The sequence below is a fragment of the Comamonas granuli NBRC 101663 genome (assembly GCF_000739995.1).
In the GTDB taxonomy this organism is placed as follows: Bacteria; Pseudomonadota; Gammaproteobacteria; order Burkholderiales; family Burkholderiaceae_C; genus Simplicispira; species Simplicispira granuli.
The window spans coordinates 317,715-340,904 of record NZ_BBJX01000004.1 but is presented as its reverse complement, the minus strand read 5'-3'; the positions used below and the strand labels follow the sequence as shown (position 1 = coordinate 340,904).

20 protein-coding genes are annotated in these 23,190 nt (G+C 69.6%); 6 read left to right on the top strand and 14 right to left on the bottom strand.

Translation table 11 applies throughout. The annotated features are described in order from the left end of the window. Window positions 1-10: 10 nt before the first annotated feature. From CGR01S_RS04935 to CGR01S_RS04925, 3 genes are read left to right on the top strand one after another with little or no spacing between them, the layout of a single operon-like run. Entirely contained in the window at window positions 11-376 is a 366-nt protein-coding gene (locus tag CGR01S_RS04935; RefSeq protein WP_042423104.1) for a COG4315 family predicted lipoprotein, read from the top strand. Window positions 377-393: 17 nt separating this feature from the next. Then, window positions 394-900, top strand: a complete 507-nt coding sequence (locus tag CGR01S_RS04930) for a sigma-70 family RNA polymerase sigma factor (protein ID WP_042423101.1) — start codon at window positions 394-396, stop codon at window positions 898-900. Between the two features lie 13 nt (window positions 901-913). Next, window positions 914-1,729 carry an anti-sigma factor family protein gene (locus tag CGR01S_RS04925; RefSeq protein ID WP_042423098.1) on the top strand — a complete coding sequence of 272 codons (816 nt, stop codon included), beginning with the start codon at window positions 914-916 and terminating at the stop codon, window positions 1,727-1,729. A 6-nt stretch (window positions 1,730-1,735) separates the two neighbouring features. Here the strand turns inward: CGR01S_RS04925 and CGR01S_RS04920 are convergent, their stop codons facing one another. The 9 genes from CGR01S_RS04920 to CGR01S_RS04880 form a co-directional block, all read right to left on the bottom strand. Continuing rightward, window positions 1,736-2,827 carry an enoyl-CoA hydratase/isomerase family protein gene (locus CGR01S_RS04920; protein WP_042423095.1) on the bottom strand — a complete coding sequence of 364 codons (1,092 nt, stop codon included), beginning with the start codon at window positions 2,825-2,827 and terminating at the stop codon, window positions 1,736-1,738. Continuing rightward, on the bottom strand, window positions 2,824-3,720 hold the full coding sequence (locus CGR01S_RS04915) for a DMT family transporter (protein WP_042423092.1): 897 nt from the start codon (window positions 3,718-3,720) through the stop codon (window positions 2,824-2,826). The genes CGR01S_RS04920 and CGR01S_RS04915 overlap by 4 nt, the downstream gene beginning before the upstream one ends. Before the next feature lie 10 nt (window positions 3,721-3,730). After that, a complete protein-coding gene (gene typA, locus CGR01S_RS04910; protein ID WP_042423088.1) occupies window positions 3,731-5,554 on the bottom strand; it encodes a translational GTPase TypA in 1,824 nt (607 codons plus the stop codon). A 13-nt stretch (window positions 5,555-5,567) separates the two neighbouring features. After that, the gene (gene truB, locus CGR01S_RS04905; protein ID WP_042423085.1) at window positions 5,568-6,557 is read right to left on the bottom strand and encodes a tRNA pseudouridine(55) synthase TruB; all 990 of its coding nucleotides are present in this window, start codon (window positions 6,555-6,557) and stop codon (window positions 5,568-5,570) included. After that, entirely contained in the window at window positions 6,550-6,930 is a 381-nt protein-coding gene (gene rbfA, locus CGR01S_RS04900; RefSeq protein ID WP_042423082.1) for a 30S ribosome-binding factor RbfA, read from the bottom strand. Before rbfA ends, truB begins: the two co-directional genes overlap by 8 nt. A gap of 9 nt (window positions 6,931-6,939) precedes the next feature. Then, window positions 6,940-9,786, bottom strand: coding sequence for a translation initiation factor IF-2 (gene infB, locus CGR01S_RS04895; RefSeq protein ID WP_042423078.1), 2,847 nt, complete (start codon window positions 9,784-9,786; stop codon window positions 6,940-6,942). A 24-nt stretch (window positions 9,787-9,810) separates the two neighbouring features. Next, the gene (gene nusA, locus CGR01S_RS04890) at window positions 9,811-11,295 is read right to left on the bottom strand and encodes a transcription termination factor NusA (protein WP_042423075.1); all 1,485 of its coding nucleotides are present in this window, start codon (window positions 11,293-11,295) and stop codon (window positions 9,811-9,813) included. Between the two features lie 78 nt (window positions 11,296-11,373). Further along, window positions 11,374-11,955, bottom strand: a complete 582-nt coding sequence (gene rimP, locus CGR01S_RS04885) for a ribosome maturation factor RimP (protein WP_042423070.1) — start codon at window positions 11,953-11,955, stop codon at window positions 11,374-11,376. Between the two features lie 177 nt (window positions 11,956-12,132). Continuing rightward, a complete protein-coding gene (locus CGR01S_RS04880; protein WP_042423066.1) occupies window positions 12,133-12,537 on the bottom strand; it encodes a thioredoxin family protein in 405 nt (134 codons plus the stop codon). 131 nt (window positions 12,538-12,668) lie between these two features. Here CGR01S_RS04880 and CGR01S_RS04875 point away from each other — a divergent pair, with 131 nt between their 5' ends. Further along, entirely contained in the window at window positions 12,669-15,218 is a 2,550-nt protein-coding gene (locus tag CGR01S_RS04875; protein WP_042423063.1) for a cation-translocating P-type ATPase, read from the top strand. Here the strand turns inward: CGR01S_RS04875 and CGR01S_RS04870 are convergent. The 5 genes from CGR01S_RS04870 to CGR01S_RS04850 form a co-directional block, all read right to left on the bottom strand. Continuing rightward, window positions 15,215-16,816 (bottom strand): ABC transporter ATP-binding protein, encoded by a 1,602-nt coding sequence (locus tag CGR01S_RS04870; protein ID WP_245616752.1) that lies wholly within the window; start codon window positions 16,814-16,816, stop codon window positions 15,215-15,217. The two genes, CGR01S_RS04875 and CGR01S_RS04870, sit on opposite strands and share 4 nt — an antisense overlap. 11 nt (window positions 16,817-16,827) lie before the next feature. Continuing rightward, window positions 16,828-17,874 carry an ABC transporter permease gene (locus CGR01S_RS04865; RefSeq protein ID WP_042423057.1) on the bottom strand — a complete coding sequence of 349 codons (1,047 nt, stop codon included), beginning with the start codon at window positions 17,872-17,874 and terminating at the stop codon, window positions 16,828-16,830. Then, window positions 17,858-18,889: a microcin C ABC transporter permease YejB gene (gene yejB / locus CGR01S_RS04860; protein WP_042423053.1), complete on the bottom strand. Its 1,032-nt coding sequence runs from the start codon at window positions 18,887-18,889 to the stop codon at window positions 17,858-17,860. The genes CGR01S_RS04865 and yejB overlap by 17 nt, the downstream gene beginning before the upstream one ends. A 97-nt stretch (window positions 18,890-18,986) precedes the next feature. Continuing rightward, the gene (locus tag CGR01S_RS04855; protein WP_042423051.1) at window positions 18,987-19,445 is read right to left on the bottom strand and encodes a methyltransferase family protein; all 459 of its coding nucleotides are present in this window, start codon (window positions 19,443-19,445) and stop codon (window positions 18,987-18,989) included. Window positions 19,446-19,510: 65 nt separating this feature from the next. After that, entirely contained in the window at window positions 19,511-21,325 is a 1,815-nt protein-coding gene (locus tag CGR01S_RS04850; protein ID WP_042423048.1) for an extracellular solute-binding protein, read from the bottom strand. 63 nt (window positions 21,326-21,388) lie between these two features. On the opposite strand from CGR01S_RS04850, the gene fabI reads away from it, so the two are divergent. Next, window positions 21,389-22,189, top strand: a complete 801-nt coding sequence (fabI, locus tag CGR01S_RS04845) for an enoyl-ACP reductase FabI (RefSeq protein WP_042423045.1) — start codon at window positions 21,389-21,391, stop codon at window positions 22,187-22,189. Window positions 22,190-22,264: 75 nt separating this feature from the next. Next, window positions 22,265-23,119 (top strand): DNA ligase, encoded by an 855-nt coding sequence (locus tag CGR01S_RS04840; protein WP_042423490.1) that lies wholly within the window; start codon window positions 22,265-22,267, stop codon window positions 23,117-23,119. Window positions 23,120-23,190 lie beyond the last annotated feature (71 nt).

The following is a 23,190-nucleotide window of genomic DNA, read 5'->3' as shown; positions in this document are numbered from 1 at the left end:
GAGATACACGATGAAAAAACTCGGTTTCATGATGGCCGCCCTGGTGCTGGCCGGCTGCCAGTCCATGCCCCATGCCCAGGTCAAGGAACAGGACGGCGTCCTGGTCGGCCCCAACGGCATGACGCTCTACACCTTCGACCGCGACATGGCGGGCAGCGGCAAGTCCGTCTGCAATGGCCCCTGCGCCACCAACTGGCCGCCGCTCAAGGCCGAGGGCCCGGCCCCGGGCGGCGACTACAGCGTGGTCACGCGCGATGACGGCAGCATGCAGCTCGCCTACAAGGGCAAGCCGCTGTACTACTGGAGCAAGGACGCCAAGCCGGGCGACAAGACCGGCGACGGCGTGAACCAGGTCTGGCGCGCGGCCAAGCCCTGAACGCCGCGGCGCTCTCCATGGACCACCACCGGATCATCGACCACGTGCCCGCCCTGCGGCGCTATGCGCGCGTGCTCACGGGCGACGCCTGGGCCGCCGACGATCTGGTGCAGGACACCCTGGAGCGCGCCTGCCGCAAATGGCTGCTCTGGCGCACGGGCAGCAACCTGCGCGCCTGGTTGTTCACGCTGATGCACCATCTCTACCTGAACCAGCGGCGCGGCGCCCCGCCCTTGCAGGTGGTCGACATCGACACCCTGCACGAGGGGCTGCAGGCACCGGTGCGCGACACGGACGGCGCGCTGGACCTGGAGCGCTGCCTGCTGCGCCTGCCGGCCGATCAGCGCGCCGTGCTGCTGCTCGTGGTGCTTGAAGACATGGCCTACGCCGACGCCGCGCGCGTGCTGCACATCCCCGTGGGCACGGTCATGTCGCGGCTCGCGCGCGCCCGGGCCCGCCTGCGTGAACTCATGGACCCTGCCGCGGCGCAGGCCCAGGCGCCTGCCCTGCGCCGGCTCAAATGAAGCCCTGACCACCATGCCCGACCGCTCCCCCCGCCCCCTCGACGAGAACGACCTGCACGCCCTGGCGGACGGCCAGTTGCCGCCGGAGCGCGCCCAGGCCGTGCGCGCGCGCCTGGACGCCAGCGCCGCCGAGCGCCTGGCGCACTGGACGGCGCAGCGCGAACGCCTGCGCGGCCTGCACGCAGCCCTGGCGGACGAGCCTGCGCCCGAGCCGCTGCGCACGGCGGCCGCCCGGCTGCAGGCCCTGCATGACCGGCAGGCCCAGCTCTGGCGCTGGGGCGGCATGGCCGCCTCGGTGCTGCTGGCCTTTGGCCTGGGCTGGGGGTTGCGCGGGCAGTGGCCTGGCGAACCCGCTTCCGCCCCGATGCTCCTGGCGGGCGCTCAGCGCTTTGCCCAGCAGGCAGCCGTGGCCCACGCCGTCTACCAGACGGAGCAGCGCCATCCGGTCGAAGTGGCGGCCGCGCAGCAGGAGCACCTGGTGCAGTGGCTGTCCAAGCGGCTGGGCCGGCCTCTGAAGCTGCCCGTGCTCGCGTCCCAGGGTTTCGAGCTGGTGGGCGGGCGCCTGCTGCCCGGCGAGAGCGGCGCACGCGCGCAATTCATGTACCAGAACGCGGCGGGCCAGCGCATCACCCTCTACCTGGGCGCGCTCGATGGCGCCCGGGCCGGTACCGGCGCGGACGACGCCGGCACCACCGCCTTCCGCCTGTACACCGACGGCCCCGTACCCGCCTTTTACTGGCGCGACCAGGGCTTTGGCTACGCCCTCAGCGGGCCGCTGGCGCGCGATGCCCTGCTGGCGCTGGCCACGGCCGTGCACCAGCAGCTGTGAGCCGTCTCAGCGCAGCGCGGCCAGCGGGTGCGCGTGCACCGGCCAGGGACTGACGAAGAACGAGGCCACGAGCTCAGGCGCCACCTCCTCGATGCGTGCCGGCTCCCAGCGCGGACTGTGGTCCTTGTCCACGGCCAGGGCGCGGATGCCTTCCACCGTCTCGCTCTGGCCCGGGCGCAGGAAGAAGCAGTGGCGCACCATGTCGCGCTCCATGCGCAGGTCGTCGGCCAGGCCCATGCCGCGCGCACGGCGGATCTGCTCCAGCACCACGTGCAGCATCAGCGGCGAGCGCTTGCGCAGCGTGGCGGCGGTGGCGCGTTCCCAGTCGCCCACTGCCGCCTCCAGGGCGCCCACGATGGCGCCCACGCTGGGCAAAGAAAAATATTGGTCAATTTGGCCTCTGACGCCCGCCAATGCAGCGTCAGCAGCTATCAATTTTTCTGCGACAAAGGCCTGCACCTCCGATCCATCGGCAAACGGCTGGGTGGCCAGGGCCTCCCACACGGCGGCCTGCTGATCGGCCGGCAGCAGGCCGTCAGCCAGGCCGAAGGCAATGGCGTCGCCCGCGCCGATGGTGTCGCCCGTGAGGGCCAGCCATTCGCCCACGTGGCCGGGGCAGCGCGAGAGGAAGTAGCCGCCGCCCACGTCCGGGAACAGGCCGATGGCCGTCTCGGGCATGGCCATCTTCGTGCGCTCGGTGACGATGCGCAGGCTGCCGCCCTGGCTGATGCCCATGCCGCCGCCCATGACGATGCCGTCCATGAAGGCGATGTAGGGCTTGGCGTAGTTGTGGATCAGGTGGTTGAGGGCGTATTCCTCGGTGAAGAAATCCTCGATCTCCGGGTTGCCCGTGCTGCCCGCCTGGTGCAGGAAGCGGATGTCGCCGCCCGCGCAGAAGGCGCCGAACGGGCCCTCTTTGTTGCTGCCGCGGATGGCCACGGCCAGCACGCGCGGGTCGTTCTGCCAGGCGAGCAGCACGGTCATGAGGTCGCGCACCATGCCCAGCGACAGCGCATTGAGCGCCTTGGGGCGGTTGAGCGTGATCAGGCCGACCTGGCCGCGCACCTGGGCGAGCACCTCGCCGTTCATCTCCATCATTTTTCTTCCTTCCAAGCCAATATCTCGTTGAACACCAGCGCGCCGATGACCAGCGCGCCACCCAGCAGCACGGCGGGGGCCGGGCGCTCGCCCGCGCCCACCCACGCCAGCAGAATGCCGAAAATCACTTCGAGCAGCCCGAGCAGGGCCATCTCCGGCGCCTTGAGCACACGCCCGCAGCGCACCGCCAGCACGCAGGGAATGGCCAGTTGCACCACGCCCAGCAGCGCCAGCAGCGCCAGGTCGCGGCCCGTGGCCTGCAGGGGCCAGGCCAGCGGCAGCGTGGCCAGGGCGGAGAGCACGGCGCCGATGAGCACGGCGGGCATGAGGTTGACGGCGTGGCCCTGCTGCTGCGCGTGCTGCACCACCGTCCAGTTGACGGCGGCGGCCAGCGGCACGCACAGCGCCACCAGAGTGCCCGCCATGGGCAGGCCCGCCATCTGTGTGCCGTACATGCCGGCAATGCCGGCGCCCGCCAGGGCGATGGCGGCCCAGGTGCGCGGCGCGATGCGGTGACCGATAAAGGCCCAGGCAAACAATGCCGTGAGCAGCGGCCCCACGGCCATGGTGACCAGCACATTGGCCACGGGCATGAGGATGATGGCCACCATGAAGGCGGTGAACATCACGCTCCAGCACAGGCCCGAGACCCACAGCGCCCGCCCGCCGCCGCGCAGCGTGGTGAACGCCGCCCTGCCCTGCGCCAGCGGCAGGATGAGCAGCAGGGCCAGCAGCGTGAACAGGCTGCGCCAGAAGGTCACCTCGAAGCTGCGCGCATGCTCGAGGTGGCGCGTGACCACCCCGGCGATGGACCACATCAGCGTCACGGCCACCATGAGCCAGACCGCCCGGCGGTGGCTCAGGGTCTCAGGGGGCTGCGGCAAGGGCACCATGGCGCGCACATCACTCGCGGCTGGCGCGCTTGCGCTCGTGCTCCTTCAGGAAGCGCTTGCGCAGACGGATGCTCTTGGGCGTGATCTCGACGAGCTCGTCGTCCTCGATGAACTCCACGCCGTACTCCAGCGTCAGCTCGATGGGCGGGGTGATCTTGATCGCGTCTTCCTTGCCCGAGACGCGGAAGTTGGTGAGCTGCTTGGTGCGCGTGGCGTTGACCACCAGGTCGTTGTCGCGGCTGTGGATGCCCACGATCATGCCCTCGTACACCGGGTCGCCGGCGCGCACGAACATGCGGCCGCGGTCGTCAAGCTTGCCCAGCGCGTAGGTGAAGATCTCGCCGTCGTCCATGGAGATCAGCACGCCGTTCTTGCGGCTGGCGATCTCGCCCTTGTAGGGCTCGTAGCCGTCGAAGATGTTGCTGATCAGGCCCGAGCCGCGCGTCAGGTTGAGGAACTCGTTGGAGAAGCCGATCAGGCCGCGCGCCGGGATGCGGTACTCCAGGCGCACGCGCCCGCGGCCGTCCGGCTCCATGTTCACCAGCTCGCCCTTGCGCTCGCCCAGGGCCTGCATCACGCCGCCCTGGTGGCCTTCCTCGATGTCGGCCGTGACCATTTCGATGGGCTCGCACTTGACGCCGTCGATGTCCTTGAACACCACGCGCGGCTTGGAGACGGCCAGCTCGTAGCCCTCGCGGCGCATTTCTTCGAGCAGGATGGTCAGGTGCAGCTCGCCGCGGCCCGAGACCTCGAACACGCCGTCCTCGCTGGTCTCCTTGACGCGCAGCGCCACGTTGGAGCGCAGCTCCTTTTGCAGGCGGTCCCAGATCTGGCGGCTGGTCACGAACTTGCCTTCGCGGCCCGCCAGCGGCGAGGTGTTCACGCAGAAGTTCATGGTCAGCGTGGGCTCGTCGATCTTGAGCATGGGCAGGGGCGCGGGGTTGGCGGGATCAGTGAGGGTCTCGCCGATGCCCACGTTCTCGAGGCCGTTGACGAGCACAATCTCGCTCGGGCCGGCCTCGCTCACCTGCACGCGGTCCAGGCCCTGGAACTGGTGGATCTGGTTCACGCGGCCCTTGTAGCTGGGGCCGTCGGTACCGGCCATGACCAGCACCTCCTGGCCCGCGCGCAGCGTGCCCTGGGTGATGCGGCCCACGCCGATGCGGCCCACGAAGGTGGAATAGTCCAGCGCCGAGATCTGCATCTGCAGCGGCGCGCTGGGGTCGCCCTTGACCGAAGGCACGTGCTGCAAGATGGTGTCGAACAGGGCCGACATGTCGGGGCCCCACTGCTCGCCGGGCTCGCCCTGCTCCAGCGCGCTCCAGCCGTTGATGCCCGAGGCATAGACCACGGGAAAGTCCAGTTGCTCGTCGGTGGCGCCCAGCTTGTCGAACAGGTCGAAGGCGGCGTTGACCACGTAGTCGGGGCGCGCGCCGGGCTTGTCCACCTTGTTGACCACCACGATGGGCTTGAGGCCCAGGGCCAGCGCCTTCTTGGTCACGAAGCGCGTCTGCGGCATCGGGCCCTCCTGCGCGTCGATCAGCAGCACCACGCCGTCCACCATGGACAGGGCGCGCTCCACCTCGCCGCCGAAGTCCGCGTGGCCGGGCGTGTCGAGGATGTTGATGTGCGTGTCCTTCCAGCTCACGGCGCAGTTCTTGGCCAGGATGGTGATGCCGCGCTCGCGCTCGATGGCGTTGTTATCCATCACGGTATCGACCACCTTCTCGTGGGCCGCGAAGGTGCCGGACTGGCGCAGCAACTGGTCGACCATGGTGGTCTTGCCGTGGTCCACGTGGGCGATGATGGCGATGTTGCGGATTTGTTTGCTCATGGCGTTGATGCTTTCAATGTGCCGCGTTTTCGGCGCGCGGCGCGCCTTGTTGCAAGATTTGCTGGATTTCCACCGGGCTCAGCAGGCGATCCGGGATGAGTTCGCCGCGCAGCACATGGCCCACGCCCAGCAGGGCGCGCGGCTGCTGCGCGTACACGGCCACGGCCGGGGCGTCCGGCCAGGGGCCGCGCCGGCGCAGTCCCGAGAGAAAGCGCCCGGCGTCCTGCTCGTCCAGCACGATGGCGGTGTGCCCGGCCAGCAGCGCCTGCACCGGCTGCAGGCAGGCCAGGCGCTGGTCCTCGTCCATGGCTTCGAGCTGCGCCAGCGTGACGCAGCGCTCCACCGGGATGCCCCCCGTCCCGATGCGGCGCAGAAACGTCAGGTGCGCGCCGCAGCCCAGGGCCGCGCCGATGTCCTCGCCCAGGGTGCGGATGTAGGTGCCCTTGCTGCAGTGCACTACGATTTTGATAGCTGGTTGCGCTTGCTCCGTCTGCGTCAGGGTCAGATTCAATGCATGAATCACCACCTCCCGCGCGGGGCGCTCGACCTCCAGGCCGGCGCGCGCGTACTCGTACAAGGCCTTGCCGTCCTTCTTCAGGGCGCTGTGCATGGGCGGCACCTGGCGGATGGGGCCGGTGAACTGCGCCTGCACGGCCGCCAGGCGCGCGGGGGTGAGCGCCGCGGCATCGACGGGCCGGCGTTCGAGCACATCGCCCTCGGCGTCGCCCGTGGTGGTGGTCACGCCCAGCAGCGCGATGGCCTCGTAGGTCTTGGGCGCATCGAGCTGCAGCTGGCTGAACTTGGTGGCCGCGCCAAAGCACAGCGGCAGCACGCCGCTGGCCAGCGGGTCGAGCGTGCCCGTGTGGCCCGCCTTTTCGGCGCGCAGCAGCCACTTGGCCTTTTGCAAGGCGTCGTTGCTGGACAGGCCCAGGGGTTTGTCGAGCAGCAGCACTCCGTGCACCGGGCGCCGCTGCACCCGGGTGCGGGGAGCGCGCTCAGTCATGGGCGTCGTCGTCCTTGGAGCGCGAGGCCACGGCGCGCGCGATGAGCGCATTCATGTCCGCGGCCCGCTCGGTGGTGCGGTCGTACACGAAGTGCAGCGTGGGCACGGTATGGATGTGCAGGCGCTTGAACAGGCCGTTGCGCAGAAAACCTGCCGACTGGTTCAAGGCCTCCTGCGTCTGTGCGCCATCGCCCACGAGCACGCTGAAGAACACCTTGGCATGGGCATAGTCGGGCGTGACCTCCACGCTCTGCAGCGTGACCATGCCGATGCGCGGGTCCTTGAGCTCGCGGATGAGCTCGGCCAGATCACGCTGGATCTGGTCGGCCACCTTGAAGCCGCGATGGGTCGTGGAAGGCTTCTTCGCTGCCATGGATGTGCCTCAGAGCGTGCGCGCGATTTCCTTGATCTCGAAGAACTCGAGCTCGTCGCCTTCCTTGATGTCGGTGTAGTTGCGCAGCTTGATACCGCACTCGAAGCCTTCCTTGACTTCCTTGACATCGTCCTTCAAACGGCGCACCGAATCGACATCGCCCGTGTAGATGACCACGTTGTCGCGCAGCAGGCGGAACTTGCAGCCGCGCGTGACCTGGCCCGAGGTGATGTACGAGCCCGCCACCGTGCCGATCTTGGAGGCCACGAACACCGTGCGGATCTCGGCCGTGCCGAGCGCCTCTTCGCGCTGCTCGGGCGCCAGCATGCCGGACATGGCCGCCTTCAACTCATCCACCGCGTCGTAGATGATGTTGTAGTAGTGGATGTCCACATCGTTGGCCTCGGCCGTCTTGCGCGCGCCGGCGTCGGCACGCACGTTGAAACCGATGACGATGGCCTTGGAGGCGATGGCGAGGTTGATGTCGCTCTCGCTGATGCCGCCCACGCCTGCGTAGACGAGCTGGACCTTGATCTCCTCGTTCGAGAGCTTGAGCAGCGAGGTGGCCAGCGCCTCCTGCGAGCCCTGCACGTCGGACTTGATGATGATGGGCAGGTACTTGACCTCGCCCGCCGTCATCTCGGAGAACACGTTCTCCAGCTTGGCCGCCTGCTGCTTGGCCAGCTTGGTGTTGCGGAACTTGCCGGCGCGGTAGGTGGCGATCTCGCGGGCGCGGCGCTCGTCCTGCATGACCATGAAGTCGTCGCCCGCCTGGGGCACGTCGGACAGGCCCTGGATCTCCACGGGAATCGAAGGCCCGGCTTCCTTGGTCGCCTTGCCGTTCTCGTCGAGCATGGCGCGCACGCGGCCATAGGTCTGGCCGGCCAGCACCACGTCGCCCACCTTGAGCGTGCCCGACTGCACCAGCACCGTGGCCACGGGGCCGCGGCCCTTGTCGAGCTGGGCTTCGATGACCAGGCCCTTGGCCATGGCGTCCACCGGGGCCTTGAGCTCCAGCACCTCGGCCTGCAGCAGCACCTGCTCGAGCAGTTCGTCGATGCCCATGCCGGTCTTGGAGGAGACGGGCACAAAGGGCGAGTCGCCGCCGTATTCTTCGGGCACGACCTCCTCGACCACCAGCTCCTGCTTGACGCGGTCCGGGTTGGCCTCGGGCTTGTCGGCCTTGGTGATGGCCACGACGATGGGCACGCCCGCCGCCTTGGCGTGCTTGATGGCTTCCTTGGTCTGGGGCATGACGCCGTCGTCGGCCGCGACCACCAGGATGACGATGTCGGTGGCCTGGGCGCCGCGCGCACGCATGGCGGTGAAGGCCTCGTGGCCCGGGGTGTCGAGGAAGGTCACGGTGCCGCGCGGCGTATCCACGTGGTAGGCACCGATGTGCTGGGTGATGCCGCCCGCCTCGCCCGAGGCGACCTTGGTGCGGCGGATGTAGTCCAGCAGCGAGGTCTTGCCGTGGTCCACGTGGCCCATGACGGTGACCACGGGCGCACGCGGCAGCACCTCGGCTTCGTGCTGCGCGGCTTCCTCGGCGGTGAAGGCCTCGGGGTCGTCCAGCGCCGCCACCACGGCCTTGTGGCCCATTTCCTCGACCACGATCATGGCCGTGTCCTGGTCCAGCGGCTGGTTGATGGTGGCCATCTGGCCCATCTTCATCAGCGCCTTGATGACCTCGGACGCCTTGATGGCCATCTTGTGCGCCAGCTCGGCCACGGTGATGGTCTCGGGCACGTGCACCTCGATGACGCGCGCCTCGACCGGTGCGGCCGCCTGGCGCTGCTCGTCGCGGTCGCCGCCGCGGCGGCCGCCCTTGGGGCCGCCCGCGCGCCAGGCGCTGCCGCGCGCGGCGCCGCCGGTGTCGCCGCGCGTCTTGATTTCCTTCTTCTTGCTCGGCTCGCCGGCCCAGCTCGAAGACAGCTTGGCCGACTTGACTTCCTTGCCGGCCCCTGCACCCGCGGTCGCCCCACGGGCCGCGCCCGTGCTGGCGGGGGTGGTGGCAGGCTTGTGCAGCGTACCCTTCTTGGCTTCGGCGGTCGTGGCACGGGGCGCGGGCTTGGGCTCCTCGGGCTTCTTGGCCACGAGCACCTTGGCCGGCGCCGACATCATGGAGCGGATGGCGGCAGCCTCTTCCAGCGCCTTGCGGCGGCGCTCTTCGAGGTCCTTGGCGCGCGAGGCCTCCTCGGCCGCGCGGGCCTGGGCTTCAGCGTCGGCCTTGGCGCGTGCCTCGGCCAGGGCGGCGGCGCGCGCCGCTGCCTCGGCCTGCTGCTCGCGCGTGGCCTCCTGGCGGGCCGCCTGGGCCTGGGCCTTCTTCTCGGCCTCCTGGGCCGCGTAGGCGGCGGCGCGCTCCTCGGCCTCGCGCTCGCGGCGCTCACGCTCCTCGCGCTCGCGGCGCTGGGCGGCCAGTTCCTCTTCCTGGCGGCCGATCAGCTCGGCCTGGTGGCGCGCCTCTTCTTCGCGGCGCACCAGTTCGGCCTGCTGCTGCGCTTCGGGCTGCTCCAGCTGTTCCGGCTGCTCGGGCGCCGCTGCGGCCTCGGCCGCCTCGTCACGCTTGACGAAGGTGCGCTTCTTGCGCACCTCGACCTGGATGGTGCGCGCCTTGCCCGTGGCATCGGCCTGCTTGATCTCCGACGTGGAACGGGTGACCAAGGTGATCTTCTTGCGATCGCCCTGCGCCACGCCGTGGCTGGCCTGCAGGTGGGCCAGCAGTTTTTGCTTGTCCGCCTCGGTCAGCACATCGGCCGGCGAGGTCTTGACCACGCCTGCAGACTTGAGCTGTTCGAGCAGGATTTCGGGGGTTTTCTTGAGTTCGCCAGCGAACTCGGCAACAGTGTTACTCATATTGGATTCGTTCCTCCCTGCCCCTTATTCCTGCCCCGTGAACCAGTGTTCACGCGCCTTCATGATCAAGGCCTTGGCTTCTTCCTCGGTCTGGCCGGTGAGTTCGGTCAGCTCGTCCACGCCCAGATCGGCCAGGTCGTCGCGCGTGTGCACGCCGCCCTCGGCCAGCTTGGCAATGAGCTCGGAGGTCACGCCCTCGAGGTCGCGCAGATCCTGCGAAACGCTCTCGACGCTGTCCTCACGCGCGATTTCCATGGTCAGCAGCGCATCCTTGGCACGGGCACGCAGCTCGGTGACGGTTTCTTCGTCGAAGGACTCGATCTCCAGCATTTCCTGCAGCGGCACATAGGCCACTTCCTCCAGGCTGGAGAAGCCTTCCTCGATGAGGATGTCGGCAATTTCCTGGTCCACGTCGAGCTTTTCCATGAACAGGCGGCGTGCCGCCTCGGTCTCGTTGGCGTGCTTTTGCGCGGATTCGGCGGCGTCCATGATGTTGATCTTCCAACCGGTCAGGTCGGAGGCCAGGCGCACGTTCTGGCCGCCGCGGCCGATGGCGATCGCCAGGTTTTCCTCGTCCACCACCACGTCCATGGCGTGCTTTTCCTCGTCCACGACGATGGACTGCACGTTGGCCGGCGCCAGGGCGCCGATGACGAACTGGGCCGGGTCCTCGGACCACAGCACGATGTCCACGCGCTCACCGGCGAGCTCGTTGGTGACGGCGTTGACGCGCGTGCCGCGCACCCCCACGCAGGTGCCGATGGGGTCCACGCGGCGGTCGTGCGAGAGCACGGCGATCTTGGCGCGGCTACCGGGGTCGCGCGCGCAGCTCTTGATCTCCAGCAGGCCCTGCTCGATCTCGGGAACCTCGTGGCGGAACAGCTCCATCATGAACTCGGGTGCCGAGCGCGAGAGGATGATGGGCGCGCCGCGCAGCGTCAGGTCCACCTCCATGATCATGGCGCGCACGCGGTCGCCGGTGCGCAGGTTTTCCTTCGGGATCATCTCGCTGCGGCGCAGGCGCCCTTCCACGCGCCCGGACTCGACGATGAGGTCGCCCTTGTCCATGCGCTTGACGGTACCGGTGAAGATCTTCTCGCCGCGCGACATGAAATCGTTGAGCAGCATCTCGCGCTCGGCGTCACGGATCTTCTGCAGGATGACCTGCTTGGCCGCCATGGCGCCGATGCGGCCTATGGGCACGGACTCCACAGGCTCCTCGATGTACTCACCCACCTGGATGCCGGGCACGCGCTCCTGCGCGTCCATCAGCAGCTCTTCGGCGTCCGGGTTCTGCAGGCCGGCATCGTCGGGCACCACCAGCCAGCGGCGGAAGGTCTCGTACTGGCCGCTGTCGCGGTCCACCGCCACACGGATATCGACGTCGCCTTCGTACAGCTTCTTGGTGGCCTGGGCCAATGCCGCCTCGACCGCGCCCAGCACCACGTCGCGCTCGACGTTCTTCTCGCGCGAAATGGCTTCCACCAACATCAACAATTCGCGATTCATGCCACGACTCTCCTATTTCATTCCTAGGCCGGACTGCACTGCACCCCGGCACCATCCCTGGTTCCCGCCAGCAGCCGGTCAGCGACCTGGCGCCGCGCCCCTTCCCTTGAAATCAACGATGGGCGCCAGACGCGCCTCGCGCAGTTCATCGAGCGTGAAGCCCAGCACCTGCAGCGGCGCGGGCACCCGCTTCTTGCTCACTTTCTGGCCTGGCTTGGGCGGCGGCTCGTCGCTCCAGACGATCTGCCAGCCACCCTCGGGCGACCGCGACAGCTCGCCGCGGAACTTCTTGCGGTTGGCCGCCACCTGGCCGCCCGCCGCAGCGCCGATCGGCTCCTTGAGGACGATGTCGATCACCTCGCCGGCAAAGCGCACGAAGTCGAGCTCACCGCGCAGCGGCCGGTCGATGCCGGGCGAGGAGACTTCCAGGCGGACGTAATCCACTGCGTCGACCTCCAGGGCAAACTGCAGCTGGCGCGTGACCTTTTCGCAGTCCTCCACCGTCACGAACTGCTCGGGCGCCGGCGCCGCGCCTTCGACGGGCGCCTGCCAGGGCCAGTCGATGGTCACGCGCAGCAGGCCGCCGGCCGAGCGCTCGACCTCCACGAGGTCATAGCCCAGTCCGGTCACGGTTTGTTCAACAATCTGCTGCAGCGCCACGGGTATTTTGTTCAGCCTAGGAAACACCAAAGAACCCGAGGGCCGTCCAGAATGGCCCGGACCGCTCGAGTTTCACAATCCATTCGACCAAAAAAAACGGGCGGTGAGTACCCGCCCGTTTGGTCGTGAGGCGCACATTGTAACCTGCAAAACCTTGATTTGCAAGGTTTCCCCAGCTCAGGCGCCGTCTCCGGCGCCGCTGGCGCAGGCCTGGCGGATGCGCGCGAGCAGTGCGGGCGCCTCCGGGTCGAGCGCAGCGCCCGCCGGGGGCTCGCCCAGGCGCTGGAGCAGGCGCTCGAGCACGCTCGCCTGGGGCAGCACCGGCCCGAGAAAGCGCACGCCCGCGCTGTCGGCGACGAGCAGCGTCGGAAAGGTCTCCACGTCGTAGTCGCCCGCCACCTCGGCCTGGTCCTCGACATCGAGCCAGACGAAACGCACGCCCGGATACTTGTGCTCCAGCGCGTCGAAAACGGGGCGGTACTCGCGGCAGGTGCCGCACCACTGGGCGCACAGGCACACGGCCCAGGCCTGGGGTTCTGCCGCCGCAGCGGCGGGGGGGGCCGGAACGGCCGGGTTGTGCATCGATGCGGCTCCTGTGGATCCATTGCGCGGGTGGCGCCTATGGTAGCGGCATGCCGGCGCGGCGCCCGGCATGCGCCTACACTGGGCAGCGCCATTGCGGCCCACTGCATCGACTCGCACCGCGCCCGGACATGCCCCCTCCCCCCTCCCCGCCGCCGCCCCAAGGCCTGAGCCAGCGCGAGGCGGCCGAGCGCCTGGAGCGCGACGGCCCCAACCTGCTGCCCGGCAGCACCCCCAAGTCCACCGCCGCCATGGTGCGCGAGGTGCTCACCGAGCCCATGTTCCTCATGCTGCTGGCCGCCGGCGGCCTCTACCTGGCCCTGGGCGACCGCGCCGAGGCGCTGTTCCTGCTCGGCTTCGTCTTCGTGGTCATAGCCATCACGCTGGTGCAGGAGCGCAAGACGCAGCGTGCCCTGGAGTCGCTGCGCGACCTCTCCGCCCCGCGCGCCCTGGTGCTGCGCGACGGGCAGGAGCTGCGCATTGCCGGGCGGGAGGTGGTCTGCGGCGACCTGCTGGTGCTGCACGAGGGCGACCGCATCGCGGCCGACGCCGTGCTGCTCGCGGGCCTGCTGGAGGTGAACGAGTCGCTGCTCACGGGTGAATCCGTGCCGGTCGCCAAGCTGCCGCTGCCCGGGGACGGCGGCGGCGCCCTGCCCCCCGCACCGGCACCCGCGCATGTCCTGTTTGCCAGCACGGTGGTCACGCGCGGTGTGGGCCTGGCGTGCGTGAGCGCCACGGCCGGGCGCACGGCGCTGGGGCGCATCGGCGCCGATCTGGCGGCCACCGTGGAGCCGTCCTCGGCGCTGCAGCAGGGCGCGCGCCGGCTGGTGCGCATCCTGGGCGTGGCGGCCCTGGCGCTGGCCCTGGCGCAGGTGCTGCTGGCCTGGTGGTGGGACGGCCGCCCGCTGCTGGAGAGCCTGCTGTCGGGCATTGCGCTGGCCATGGCCATCCTGCCCGAGGAGATCCCCGTCGTCCTCACCGTGTTCCTGGCGCTGGGGGCCTGGCGCATCGCCCAGAAAAAGGTGCTGACGCGGCGCATCGCCGCCGTGGAGGCCCTGGGCGCGATCACCGTGCTGGCCGTGGACAAGACCGGCACGCTCACCCTCAACCGCATGGCGGTGGCCGCTCTGGCCACGCCCGCGCAGACTTTCGAGCCCGAGGGAGCCAGCCACCTGCCCGAGGCCTTCCACCTGCTCGCGGAATTTGCCATGCTGGCCACGCCGGGCGACCCCTTCGACCCCATGGAGCAGGCCATACAGCGCTTCGGCCACGCCTGGCTGGAGGGCACCGAGCATGTGCACGACGGGCGCGAGCCGGAATTCGAGTACGCGCTCTCGGGCGAGATCCTGGCCATGACGCGCGTCTTTGCCAGCGACGAGCCCGGCGTGCACCTGCTCGCGACCAAGGGCGCACCCGAGGCCGTGGCCGACCTGTGCCACCTGGACGCCGCGCGGCAGGCCGCCATCCGCCGCCAGGTCGAAGCCATGGCAGAGCGCGGCCTGCGCGTGCTGGGCGTGGCGCGCGGGCGCTGGCGGGGTGCCGGTCCGGGGCAGCCGCCCGCCTGGCCGGGCAGCCAGCATGATTTCGATTTCGACTTCCTCGGCCTGGTGGCGCTGGCCGACCCGCCGCGCCCGGAGGTGCCCGCCGCACTGGCCGAATGCCGGCGCGCCGGCGTGCGCGTGCTCATGATGACGGGCGACCACCCGGCCACGGCGCGCGCCATCGCGCAGCAGGTGGGCCTGTCGGACCGGCCCGCGGTCATCACCGGCGCCGAGCTGGAGGCGCTGGACGACGCCGCCCTGCGCGAGCGCCTGCGCCACGTGGACCTGTGCGCGCGCCTCAAGCCCCAGCACAAGCTGCGCCTGGTGCAACTGCTGCGCGCCAGCGGCGAGGTGGTGGCCATGACCGGCGACGGCGTGAACGACGCACCCGCGCTCAAGGCGGCCGACGTGGGCATTGCCATGGGCGAACGCGGTACCGACGTGGCGCGCGAGGCCGCCGCGCTGGTGCTGCTGCAGGACAGCTTTGCCCACATCGTGGCCGCCATCCGGCAGGGCCGGCGCATCGACGACAACCTGCGCAAGGCCACGCGCTTTGTGTTTGCCGTGCACATGCCCATCATCGCGCTGACGCTGGTGCCCACGCTGCTGCACTGGCCGGCGCTGCTGCTGCCCGTGCACATCGTGCTGATGGAGCTGCTCATCGACCCCGCCTGCTCCATCGTCTTCGAGGCCGAACCCGAAGCGCGCGGCACCATGGAGCGCCCGCCGCGGCCGGTGAACGACTCGCCTTTTGCCCCCGGCCCGCTGCTGCTGGCCGTGCTGCAGGGCCTGGGCCTGGGCGGCGTGCTTCTGGGCGGACAGGCCTGGCTGCTGGCGCAGGGCTGGAACGCGGCCCAGGGCCGGACCGTGGTGTTTGCCGTGCTGGTGCTGTGCGTGCTGCTGCTCATCCTCGCCCAGCGCGGGCGCGCGGCGCCCGCCAACCCCTGGCTGGCACGCATGGCGGGTGCCATGGGCCTGCTGCTGGCGGCCGCCCTGGGCATGGCCTGGCTGCGGACCCTGCTGGGGCTGGAGCTGGCGGGCCTGGCCACGCTGTGGGCGGGCCTGGCGCTGGCGGCGCTGTGCCTGGCCTGGCTGGTGCTGCTGCGCGCGCTGGCGCCGCGCGGGCAGCGGCGGCGCTAGCCGGCCGCGGCCACCAGGCGCTGCGTGTAGGGGTGCTGCGGTGCGTCCAGCACCTGGGCCACGCTGCCCTGCTCCAGCACCTGGCCGTCCTTCATGACCAGCACCTCGTGCGCCATGGCGCGCACCACGTCCACGTCGTGCGTGATGAGCAGGTAGGACAGGCCGTGCTCTTTCTGCAGGCGTTGCAGCAGGGCCAGCACCTGCTGCTGGATGGTGACGTCCAGCGCGCTGGTGGGCTCGTCGAGCACCAGCACGCGCGGCTGCACGATGAGGGCGCGCGCCACCGCCAGGCGCTGGCGCTGGCCGCCGGAGAATTCGTGCGGGTAGCGCGCCAGCAGGCCGGGAAACTGCGCCTCGGTCAGGCCCACCTCTTCGAGGGCCGCCTGCACGCGCGCGCGCCGCTGGGCGGCGGACAGGGCCGCGTCGTGCACGCGCAGGCCCTCGCCGACGATCTCCTCGACCGTCAGGCGCGGCGACAACGACGAAAACGGGTCCTGGAACACCACCTGCACCTGGCGGCGCAACTGCTGGTTGGCGGACGTGTTGCGCGTGGCCGGCTGCTGCCAGGCCTGGCCGACCACCGTGAGCTGGCCGCCATGCGGCAGCAGGCCCAGGATGGCCTGCGCCAGCGTGGACTTACCCGACCCCGACTCGCCCACCACGCCCAGGGTGCGCCCGGGCAGCAGTTGCAGATCGACGCCGTGCACGGCCACGAATTCGCCTTTGCGAAACCAGCCGCGCACGCCCGGCAGCGCCGTCGGGTAGGCCACGCGCAGGCCCTGCGCCTGCACCAGGGGAGCGGTACCGGGCGCGGGGGGCGCCTCCACCACGTCGCGCCGGGGCTGGCTGGCCATGAGGCGCTGGGTGTAGGGATGCTGGGGCGCGCCGAAGATCTGCGCCACGCTGCCCTGCTCCACCAGGTGGCCGTGCTCCATCACGGCCACGCGGTCGGCAAAGCGGCGCACCAGGTGCAAGTCGTGCGTGATCAGGAGCACGGCCATGCCGGTGCCGCGCTGCAAGTCGGCGAGCAGATCGAGGATTTGCCCGCGCAGGCTCACGTCCAGCGCCGTGGTGGGTTCGTCGGCCAGCAGCAGCGCCGGCTCGCTGGCCAGGGCCATGGCGATCATGGCGCGCTGGCGCTGGCCGCCCGAGAGCTGGTGCGGGTAGCTGCCGGCACGGCGCGCGGGCTCGGGGATGCCGGTTTTTGCTAGCAGTTCAATAGCGGCTTGCGCGCTCTGGGCGGGCGTCAAAGCCTTTTTCAGCTCCAAAACCTCGGCGATTTGCGCGCCCACGGTCATCAGGGGGTTGAGCGCCGTCATGGGCTCCTGGAACACCATGGCGATCTCGCCGCCGCGCACGCCGCGCATTTCGCGCTCCGATAATGAGAGCAGCTCGCGCCCGTGCAGCAAGGCCTGGCCGCTGATTTTTGCCTCACCCGCCAGGCGCAGCAGGCTGAGCGCCGTGATGGTCTTGCCCGAGCCGGACTCGCCCACCAGCGCCAGCTTCTCGCCCCGCGCGATGTCAAAGCCCACGCCGCGCACCACCTCCTTGGCGCCAAAGCGCACCGACAGGTCGCGTACCTGGAGCAATGGATTCATCGCTGCGCCACTCATCGGTCGGCCTTTCGGGGGTCGAGCGCATCGCGCAGCGCGTCGCCCATGAAGGTGAGCAGCAACAGCGTGACCACCAGCACGGCAAAGGTGGAGAGCGAGATCCACCAGGCGTCGATGTTGGCCTTGCCCTGCGCGAGCAGTTCGCCCAGGCTGGGGGTGCCCGGCGGCACGCCCAGGCCCAGGAAGTCGAGCGAGGTCAGCGCCAGGATGGCCGCGCTCATGCGAAACGGCAGGAAGGTGACCACGGGCGTGAGGCTGTTGGGCAGGATGTGGCGCCAGATGATCTGCCCGCTGGGCACGCCCAGCGCGCGCGCGGCCTTCACGTAGTCGAGCTGGCGGTTGCGCAGGAACTCGGCGCGCACGTAGTCGGACAGCCCCATCCAGCCGAACAGCGACAGCAGCACCAGCAGTAGGCCGATGCTGGGCGCCAGCACCGCGCTGAAGATGATGAGCAGGTACAGCTCGGGCATGGAGCCCCAGATCTCGATGAAGCGCTGGAAGGCCAGGTCCGTCTTGCCGCCGAAAAAGCCCTGGATGGCGCCCGTGAGCACGCCCAGCAGCACGCCCGTGGCGGTGAGCGCCAGGCCGAACAGCACGCTCACGCGAAAACCGTAGAGCAGTTGCGCCAGCAGGTCGCGCCCCCGGTCGTCCGTGCCCAGCCAGTTGGCGGCCGAGGGCGGCGCGGGGTTGGGCTGCTCGGCAAAGTAGTTGATGGTGTTCGCCCCGTAGGGGTTGAGGGTGTAGAGCGCCCAGTTGCCGTCCTGGCGGAGCTGCTCGCGGATGAAGGGGTCGAGGTAGTCGGTGGGCGTCTGGAAGTCGCCGCCGAACACCGTCTCCGGGTAGTCGTGCAGCATGGGCCAGTAGGTCTGCCCGGCGTAGCGCACGACCAGGGGCCGGTCGTTGCTCACCAGCTCGGCGCACAGGCTCAGCAGCACCAGGGCGCAGAACACCAGCAGGCTCCAGTAGCCCAGGCGGTTGGCACGGAAGCGCCGCCAGGCGCGGCGCGCAGGGGACAGGGAGACGGGGCTAATCGAACTTGACACGCGGATCCACCCACACGTAGCACAGATCGGACACCAGCTTGGTCACCAGCCCGATCAGCGTGAACAAATACAGCGTGCCCAGCACCACCGGGTAGTCGCGCCGGATCACGCTCTCGTAGCTCAGCAGGCCCAGGCCGTCGAGCGAGAACAGCGTCTCGATGAGCAGCGAGCCCGCGAAGAACGCGCCGATGAACGCCGCCGGAAAGCCGGTGATGATGGGAATGAGCGCGTTGCGCAGCACATGCTTCCACAGCACCTGGCGCTCCGAGAGGCCCTTGGCGCGCGCCGTCAGCACGTACTGCTTGCGGATTTCCTCCAGAAAGGCATTCTTGGTCAGCATGGCCGTGACGGCAAAGCTGCCCGCGACCATGGCGATGATGGGCAGCGTGATGTGCCACAGGTAGTCGGCAATGCGCGCGCCCCAGGTGAGCTCGTCCCAGTTCGCCGAGGTCAGGCCGCGCAGCGGAAACCACTGCAATTGCCCGCCAAAGACGACCAGCAGCGCCACGCCCAGCACGAAGCCCGGAATGGCGTAGCCCACCAGGATGAGCAGCGTGGTCACCAGATCGAAGCGCGAGCCCGCGCGCACCGCCTTGGCCACGCCCAGAGGCACGGCCACGAGGTAGCTGATGAAGAAGGTCCACAGCCCCAGGCTGATGGAGACGGGGAGCTTTTCCTTGACGAGCTGCCACACGTCCTTGTTCTGGAAAAAGCTGCGCCCCAGGTCGAAGCGCGCAAACTGGCCCAGCATCTGCAGGAAGCGCTCGTGCGCGGGCTTGTCGAAACCGTAGAGCTTCTTGATCTGGTCCAGCCGCTGGGGGTCCACGCCCTGCGCCCCGCGGTAGGACAGGCCGCCGCCCTCGGCCCCTTGCCCGCCCGCGCCCGCCTTGGCCTCGGCCAGGTACTGCTCCACCGGCCCGCCGGGCACGAACTGGATCACCACGAAGGTCAGCAGCAGCACCCCCAGCAGCGTGGGGAGCATGAGCAGCAGGCGTTTGAGGATGTAGGCGAACATGGGCGGCAATGGACGAAGGGCACGGTGGCGGCGCGGCTGCGATGCGGGCGTCAACAGGCCCCGCGCGCCATCTTACAAGCGCTGCCAGCTCTTCTTTTCATAGCCACCGGCGCACCCGCCGCAGATAGGCTTCATAGGGCGCACCGAACTTGGCGCGCAGCGCCCGCTCCTCGGGCTGGATTTGAAAGCGCGTGATGTAGGCCACGAACAGTGCCGGCGCCAGCAGCGCCAGCGGCTGCCCCAGCCAGAAGCACCAGCCCAGCTGCAGCAGCGCCATGCCCAGGTACATGGGGTTGCGCGTGAAGCGGTACGGCCCGCTTTGCACCACGCTGCGCGCGCGCTCGGGCGCCAGCGGGTTGACGGTGGTGCGCTGGCGCCGGAAGTTCCACAGGCTCCAGGCGTCGAGCGCCAGCCCGAGCAGCGCGCAGGCTGCGGCCAGCGGCAGGCGCAGCGCCTGCGGCAAGGGCCAGGCGGGCCACGCGGCAGCCAGCGCCCAGGCCAGGCCAGCGCAGGCCAGGGCGACCAGGGGCGGGGGGATCTTGTGCTCCAGGTTCATTCCGGCGGGTCAAGAAAATGCAGGAAAAACGGCTGCAACGCCCACCAGGCAAGCGCGGACAGCTCTCATTTTTTCGCCCACCAGGTCCACACCGCCCACATTTCGCCGGGCGAGTACGGCGGCAGCACCGCGGGGCGCTCCAGGCGCCAGGCGTTGTAGGCCATGCGGTGGGTGCTGGCAAACCACTGCGGCACGAGGATGTGGCTGTGCATGATGATGCGGTCCAGCGCATGGCAGGCGGGCAGCAGCTCCTCCTGCGTGCGGGCGCCGACCATGGCGGCAATCATGGCGTCCACCGCCGGGTTCTGGAGGCCGGTGAAGTTGCCCGAGTCCTCCTGGTCCGCCGCCTGGCTGCCGAACATGTCGGCGAACTCCTGGCCCGGGTTGTTCGTGCCCTGGAAGGCCAGCGAGGTGATGTCGAAGTCGAACTTCTGCAGGCGCTGCTGGTACAGGGCGAAGTCCACCGAACGAAAGCGCAGCGTGATGCCGAGCTTTTCCAGGTTGCGCATCCAGGGCGCGACCACGCGCATGCCGCCCTCGTTGCTGTCCATGTATTCCAGCACCAGGGCGGTGCCCGCGGGCACGCCGGGCACGTTCACGGCACGCAGCACGCCGTCCTGCACCTGCCAGCCAGCCGCGCGCAGCAGGGCCTGGGCGCGGCGCAGGTTCTCGCGCAGCGACGACGGCGCCTGGGTGCTGGGCGCGCGGTACATGGGGCCGAAGGCGGCGGGCGGAATCTGGGCGCGCCAGGGCTCCAGCAGCGCGCGCTCGGCAGGCGTGGGCGTGCCCTGCGCCTCGCAGGCGGTGTTGCCGAACAGGTCCTGCACGCGCTGGTAGGAGCCGTAGAACATCTGGCGGTTCATCCACTCGTAGTCCAGCGCCAGGTCCAGCGCCTGGCGCACGCGCGCGTCGCGCAGCAGCGCGCGTCGGGTGTTGAGCACATAGCTCTGAAAGCCGGCGGGCAGCTTGTGGGCAAACTCCCCTTTCACCAGTTCGCCGGTGTCGAACTTCTTGCCGTTGACGCGGCGTGCCCAGTCCCCGGCGCTGAAAAAGCGCATCAGGTCGAACTCGCCCGCCTTCAGGGCTTCGAGCCGCGCCGTGTTGTCCTTGTAGATCTTGACGCTGATGCGCTCGAAGTTGGCCTGGCCGCGGCGTACGTTGAGCCCACGCGCCCAGTAGTGCGGGTCGCGCACGTAGGTGATGTCCTTGCCGAAGTTCACCGGCCCGATGCGGTAGGGGCCGCTGCCTATGGGCGGGTCCGTCACCACCTGGTCGAACGGCTTGCCCGCGCCCCAGTCGCGGCTGAACACGGGCAGGCCGCCCACGGTGAGCGGCAGCTCGCGGTTGGGCTTCTTGAAGCGAAAGCGCACGGTGCGCTCGTCCAGCACGTCGGCCCCGGCCACGTCGATGAGCAGGGTCTTGTAGCCCGGCGAGGTGTAGGGCCCCACCAGGGTGTCGTAGCTGTGCTTGACGTCCTGCGCCAGCACGGGCTGGCCGTTGTGAAAGCGCGCCGCAGGGCGCAGGCGGAAGGTGGCCGACAGGCCGTCGGCGGCCACGCTCACGTCCTCGGCGAGCAGGCCGTAGCCGGTGGCGGTTTCGTCCATGGCGCCCGTGAGCAGGCTGTCGAACATCAGCTCCGACAGGTAGGCCGGCGCACTGCCCTTGATGGTGAACGGGTTGTACTTGTCGAAGGTGGAGGTGCGCAGATTGCTCACCAGGCGCAGCTCGCCGCCCTGGGGGGCCTGGGGGTTGACGTAGTCGAAATGCGCAAAGCCTTCGGGGTAGCGGGGCGGGCCCCACAGCGCATACGCATGGCCTGCCCAGGCGGGTTGCATGCACAAGGCCCCCAGGGCCAGCCAACAAAGTCGCCAAAACTGCATGCGACAATTCTGCACCACGCGCACCAGGCGCCTCCCCCTACCGACTTTTCCAGGAGAACAACAATGGGTTTCCTCGCAGGCAAGAAGCTGCTCATCACGGGCGTACTGTCCAACCGCTCCATCGCCTACGGCATTGCCCGTGCCTGCCACCAGCAGGGCGCCGAGCTGGCCTTCAGCTACGTGGGCGAGCGCTTCAAGGAGCGCATCACCGAGTTCGCCGCCGAGTTCGGCTCCAGCCTGGTGTTCGACTGCGATGTGGCCGACGACGCGCAGATCGAGAAGATGTTTGCCGACCTCGCGGCCACCTGGCCGAAGTTCGACGGCTTCGTGCACAGCATCGGCTTCGCGCCGCGCGAGGCCATTGCCGGCAACTTCCTCGACGGCCTCTCGCGCGAGGGCTTCCGCATCGCGCACGATATCAGCGCCTACAGCTTCCCGGCCATGGCCAAGGCCGCCCTGCCCTACCTGAACGACAAGTCGGCGCTACTGACCCTCTCCTACCTGGGGGCGCTGCGCTCCATTCCCAACTACAACACCATGGGCCTGGCCAAGGCCAGCCTGGAGGCCTCGGTGCGCTACCTGGCCGAGGCCGTGGGCCGCACGGCCGATGGGCGCTGCATCCGTGCCAACGGCATCTCGGCCGGCCCCATCAAGACCCTGGCCGCCAGCGGCATCAAGGACTTCGGCAAGCTGCTGGGCCGCGTGGCCGACGCCGCGCCGCTGCGCCGCAACGTGACCATCGAGGACGTGGGCAACGTCGCCGCGTTCCTGCTGTCCGACCTGGCCAGCGGCGTGACGGCCGAGATCACCTATGTGGATGGCGGCTTCAGCCAGACGGCAGGCCTGAGCGCCGACCAGGTCTGACGCACGGAAGTTCAAGCCAAAATGGCCTCCAGCGCTTATCCATCAAGCGTTGGCAGCTATTTTTCTGGTAGCACCCTGCGCCGCCGCGCCTGCCTGGCGCTGCTCGTGCTGGCCGCCCTGCCCCTGCAGGCGCGGGCCGCAGAAGCCCCGGCGCTGCTGCTGGCGCAGGTGTACCGCGCCGGCCTGCCGCTACAGGACTACTGGGTGAGCGAGAAGTACGACGGTGTGCGCGCCTACTGGGACGGCCACCGGCTGCGCACGCGCGGCGGCGAGACCATCGCCGTCCCGGCCTGGTTCACTGCCGGCTGGCCCGCCACACCGCTGGACGGCGAGCTCTGGGCCGGGCGCGGGCGCTTCGGCCACGCCCAGTCCACCGTGCGCCAGCAGCAGCCCGACGATGCCGCCTGGCGCGCCATGCGCTTCATGGTGTTCGACCTGCCCGGCGACCCAGGCACGTTCGACGAGCGCCTGCCGGCCCTGCAAGCCGCCGTGGCGCGCCTGGGCCGGCCCTGGGTGCAGGCCGTGCCGCAGCAGCGCGTGGCCACCGACGCGGCCTTGCAGGCGCTGCTGGCGCGCACCGTGCGCGCCGGCGGCGAAGGCCTGATGCTGCACCGCGGCGCATCGCTCTACCGCGCCGGGCGCAGCGACGATCTGCTCAAGCTCAAGACGCACGAGGACGCCGAGGCCCGCGTGGTCGCGCACCTGCCCGGCAAGGGACGCCATGCGGGGCGCATGGGCGCCTTGCTGGTGGAAATGCCCTCGGGCCAGCGCTTTCGGCTCGGTGCGGGCTGGAGCGACGCGGACCGCGACCACCCGCCGCCCGTGGGCAGTTGGGTGACCTACCGCTACCGGGGACTGCAGGCGGGCGGCCTGCCGCGCTTTGCCAGCTATCTGCGCGTGCGCGCAGACCTGCCCCCAGGGGCTCCATAGCTACTGATTCCGTAGCTGCCAGCGCTTAACGGACGGGCGCTTTGGCCCATTTTGATGAAAAAAAAGCAGGC

What these genes read in the sequence shown, in the direction of transcription:
- CGR01S_RS04880 (WP_042423066.1), bottom strand. Translation starts at nt 12,537, where the DNA reads ATGCACAACCCGGCCGTTCCGGCCCCCCCCGCCGCTGCGGCGGCAGAA.
- infB (WP_042423078.1), bottom strand. Translation starts at nt 9,786, where the DNA reads ATGAGTAACACTGTTGCCGAGTTCGCTGGCGAACTCAAGAAAACCCCC.
- nusA (WP_042423075.1), bottom strand. Translation starts at nt 11,295, where the DNA reads ATGAATCGCGAATTGTTGATGTTGGTGGAAGCCATTTCGCGCGAGAAG.
- CGR01S_RS04915 (WP_042423092.1), bottom strand. Translation starts at nt 3,720, where the DNA reads ATGGTGCCCTTGCCGCAGCCCCCTGAGACCCTGAGCCACCGCCGGGCG.
- CGR01S_RS04920 (WP_042423095.1), bottom strand. Translation starts at nt 2,827, where the DNA reads ATGATGGAGATGAACGGCGAGGTGCTCGCCCAGGTGCGCGGCCAGGTC.
- CGR01S_RS04925 (WP_042423098.1), top strand. Translation starts at nt 914, where the DNA reads ATGCCCGACCGCTCCCCCCGCCCCCTCGACGAGAACGACCTGCACGCC.
- CGR01S_RS04850 (WP_042423048.1), bottom strand. Translation starts at nt 21,325, where the DNA reads ATGCAGTTTTGGCGACTTTGTTGGCTGGCCCTGGGGGCCTTGTGCATG.
- CGR01S_RS04935 (WP_042423104.1), top strand. Translation starts at nt 11, where the DNA reads ATGAAAAAACTCGGTTTCATGATGGCCGCCCTGGTGCTGGCCGGCTGC.
- fabI (WP_042423045.1), top strand. Translation starts at nt 21,389, where the DNA reads ATGGGTTTCCTCGCAGGCAAGAAGCTGCTCATCACGGGCGTACTGTCC.
- CGR01S_RS04870 (WP_245616752.1), bottom strand. Translation starts at nt 16,816, where the DNA reads ATGAATCCATTGCTCCAGGTACGCGACCTGTCGGTGCGCTTTGGCGCC.
- truB (WP_042423085.1), bottom strand. Translation starts at nt 6,557, where the DNA reads ATGACTGAGCGCGCTCCCCGCACCCGGGTGCAGCGGCGCCCGGTGCAC.
- CGR01S_RS04930 (WP_042423101.1), top strand. Translation starts at nt 394, where the DNA reads ATGGACCACCACCGGATCATCGACCACGTGCCCGCCCTGCGGCGCTAT.
- CGR01S_RS04855 (WP_042423051.1), bottom strand. Translation starts at nt 19,445, where the DNA reads ATGAACCTGGAGCACAAGATCCCCCCGCCCCTGGTCGCCCTGGCCTGC.
- yejB (WP_042423053.1), bottom strand. Translation starts at nt 18,889, where the DNA reads ATGTTCGCCTACATCCTCAAACGCCTGCTGCTCATGCTCCCCACGCTG.
- typA (WP_042423088.1), bottom strand. Translation starts at nt 5,554, where the DNA reads ATGAGCAAACAAATCCGCAACATCGCCATCATCGCCCACGTGGACCAC.
- rbfA (WP_042423082.1), bottom strand. Translation starts at nt 6,930, where the DNA reads ATGGCAGCGAAGAAGCCTTCCACGACCCATCGCGGCTTCAAGGTGGCC.
- CGR01S_RS04875 (WP_042423063.1), top strand. Translation starts at nt 12,669, where the DNA reads ATGCCCCCTCCCCCCTCCCCGCCGCCGCCCCAAGGCCTGAGCCAGCGC.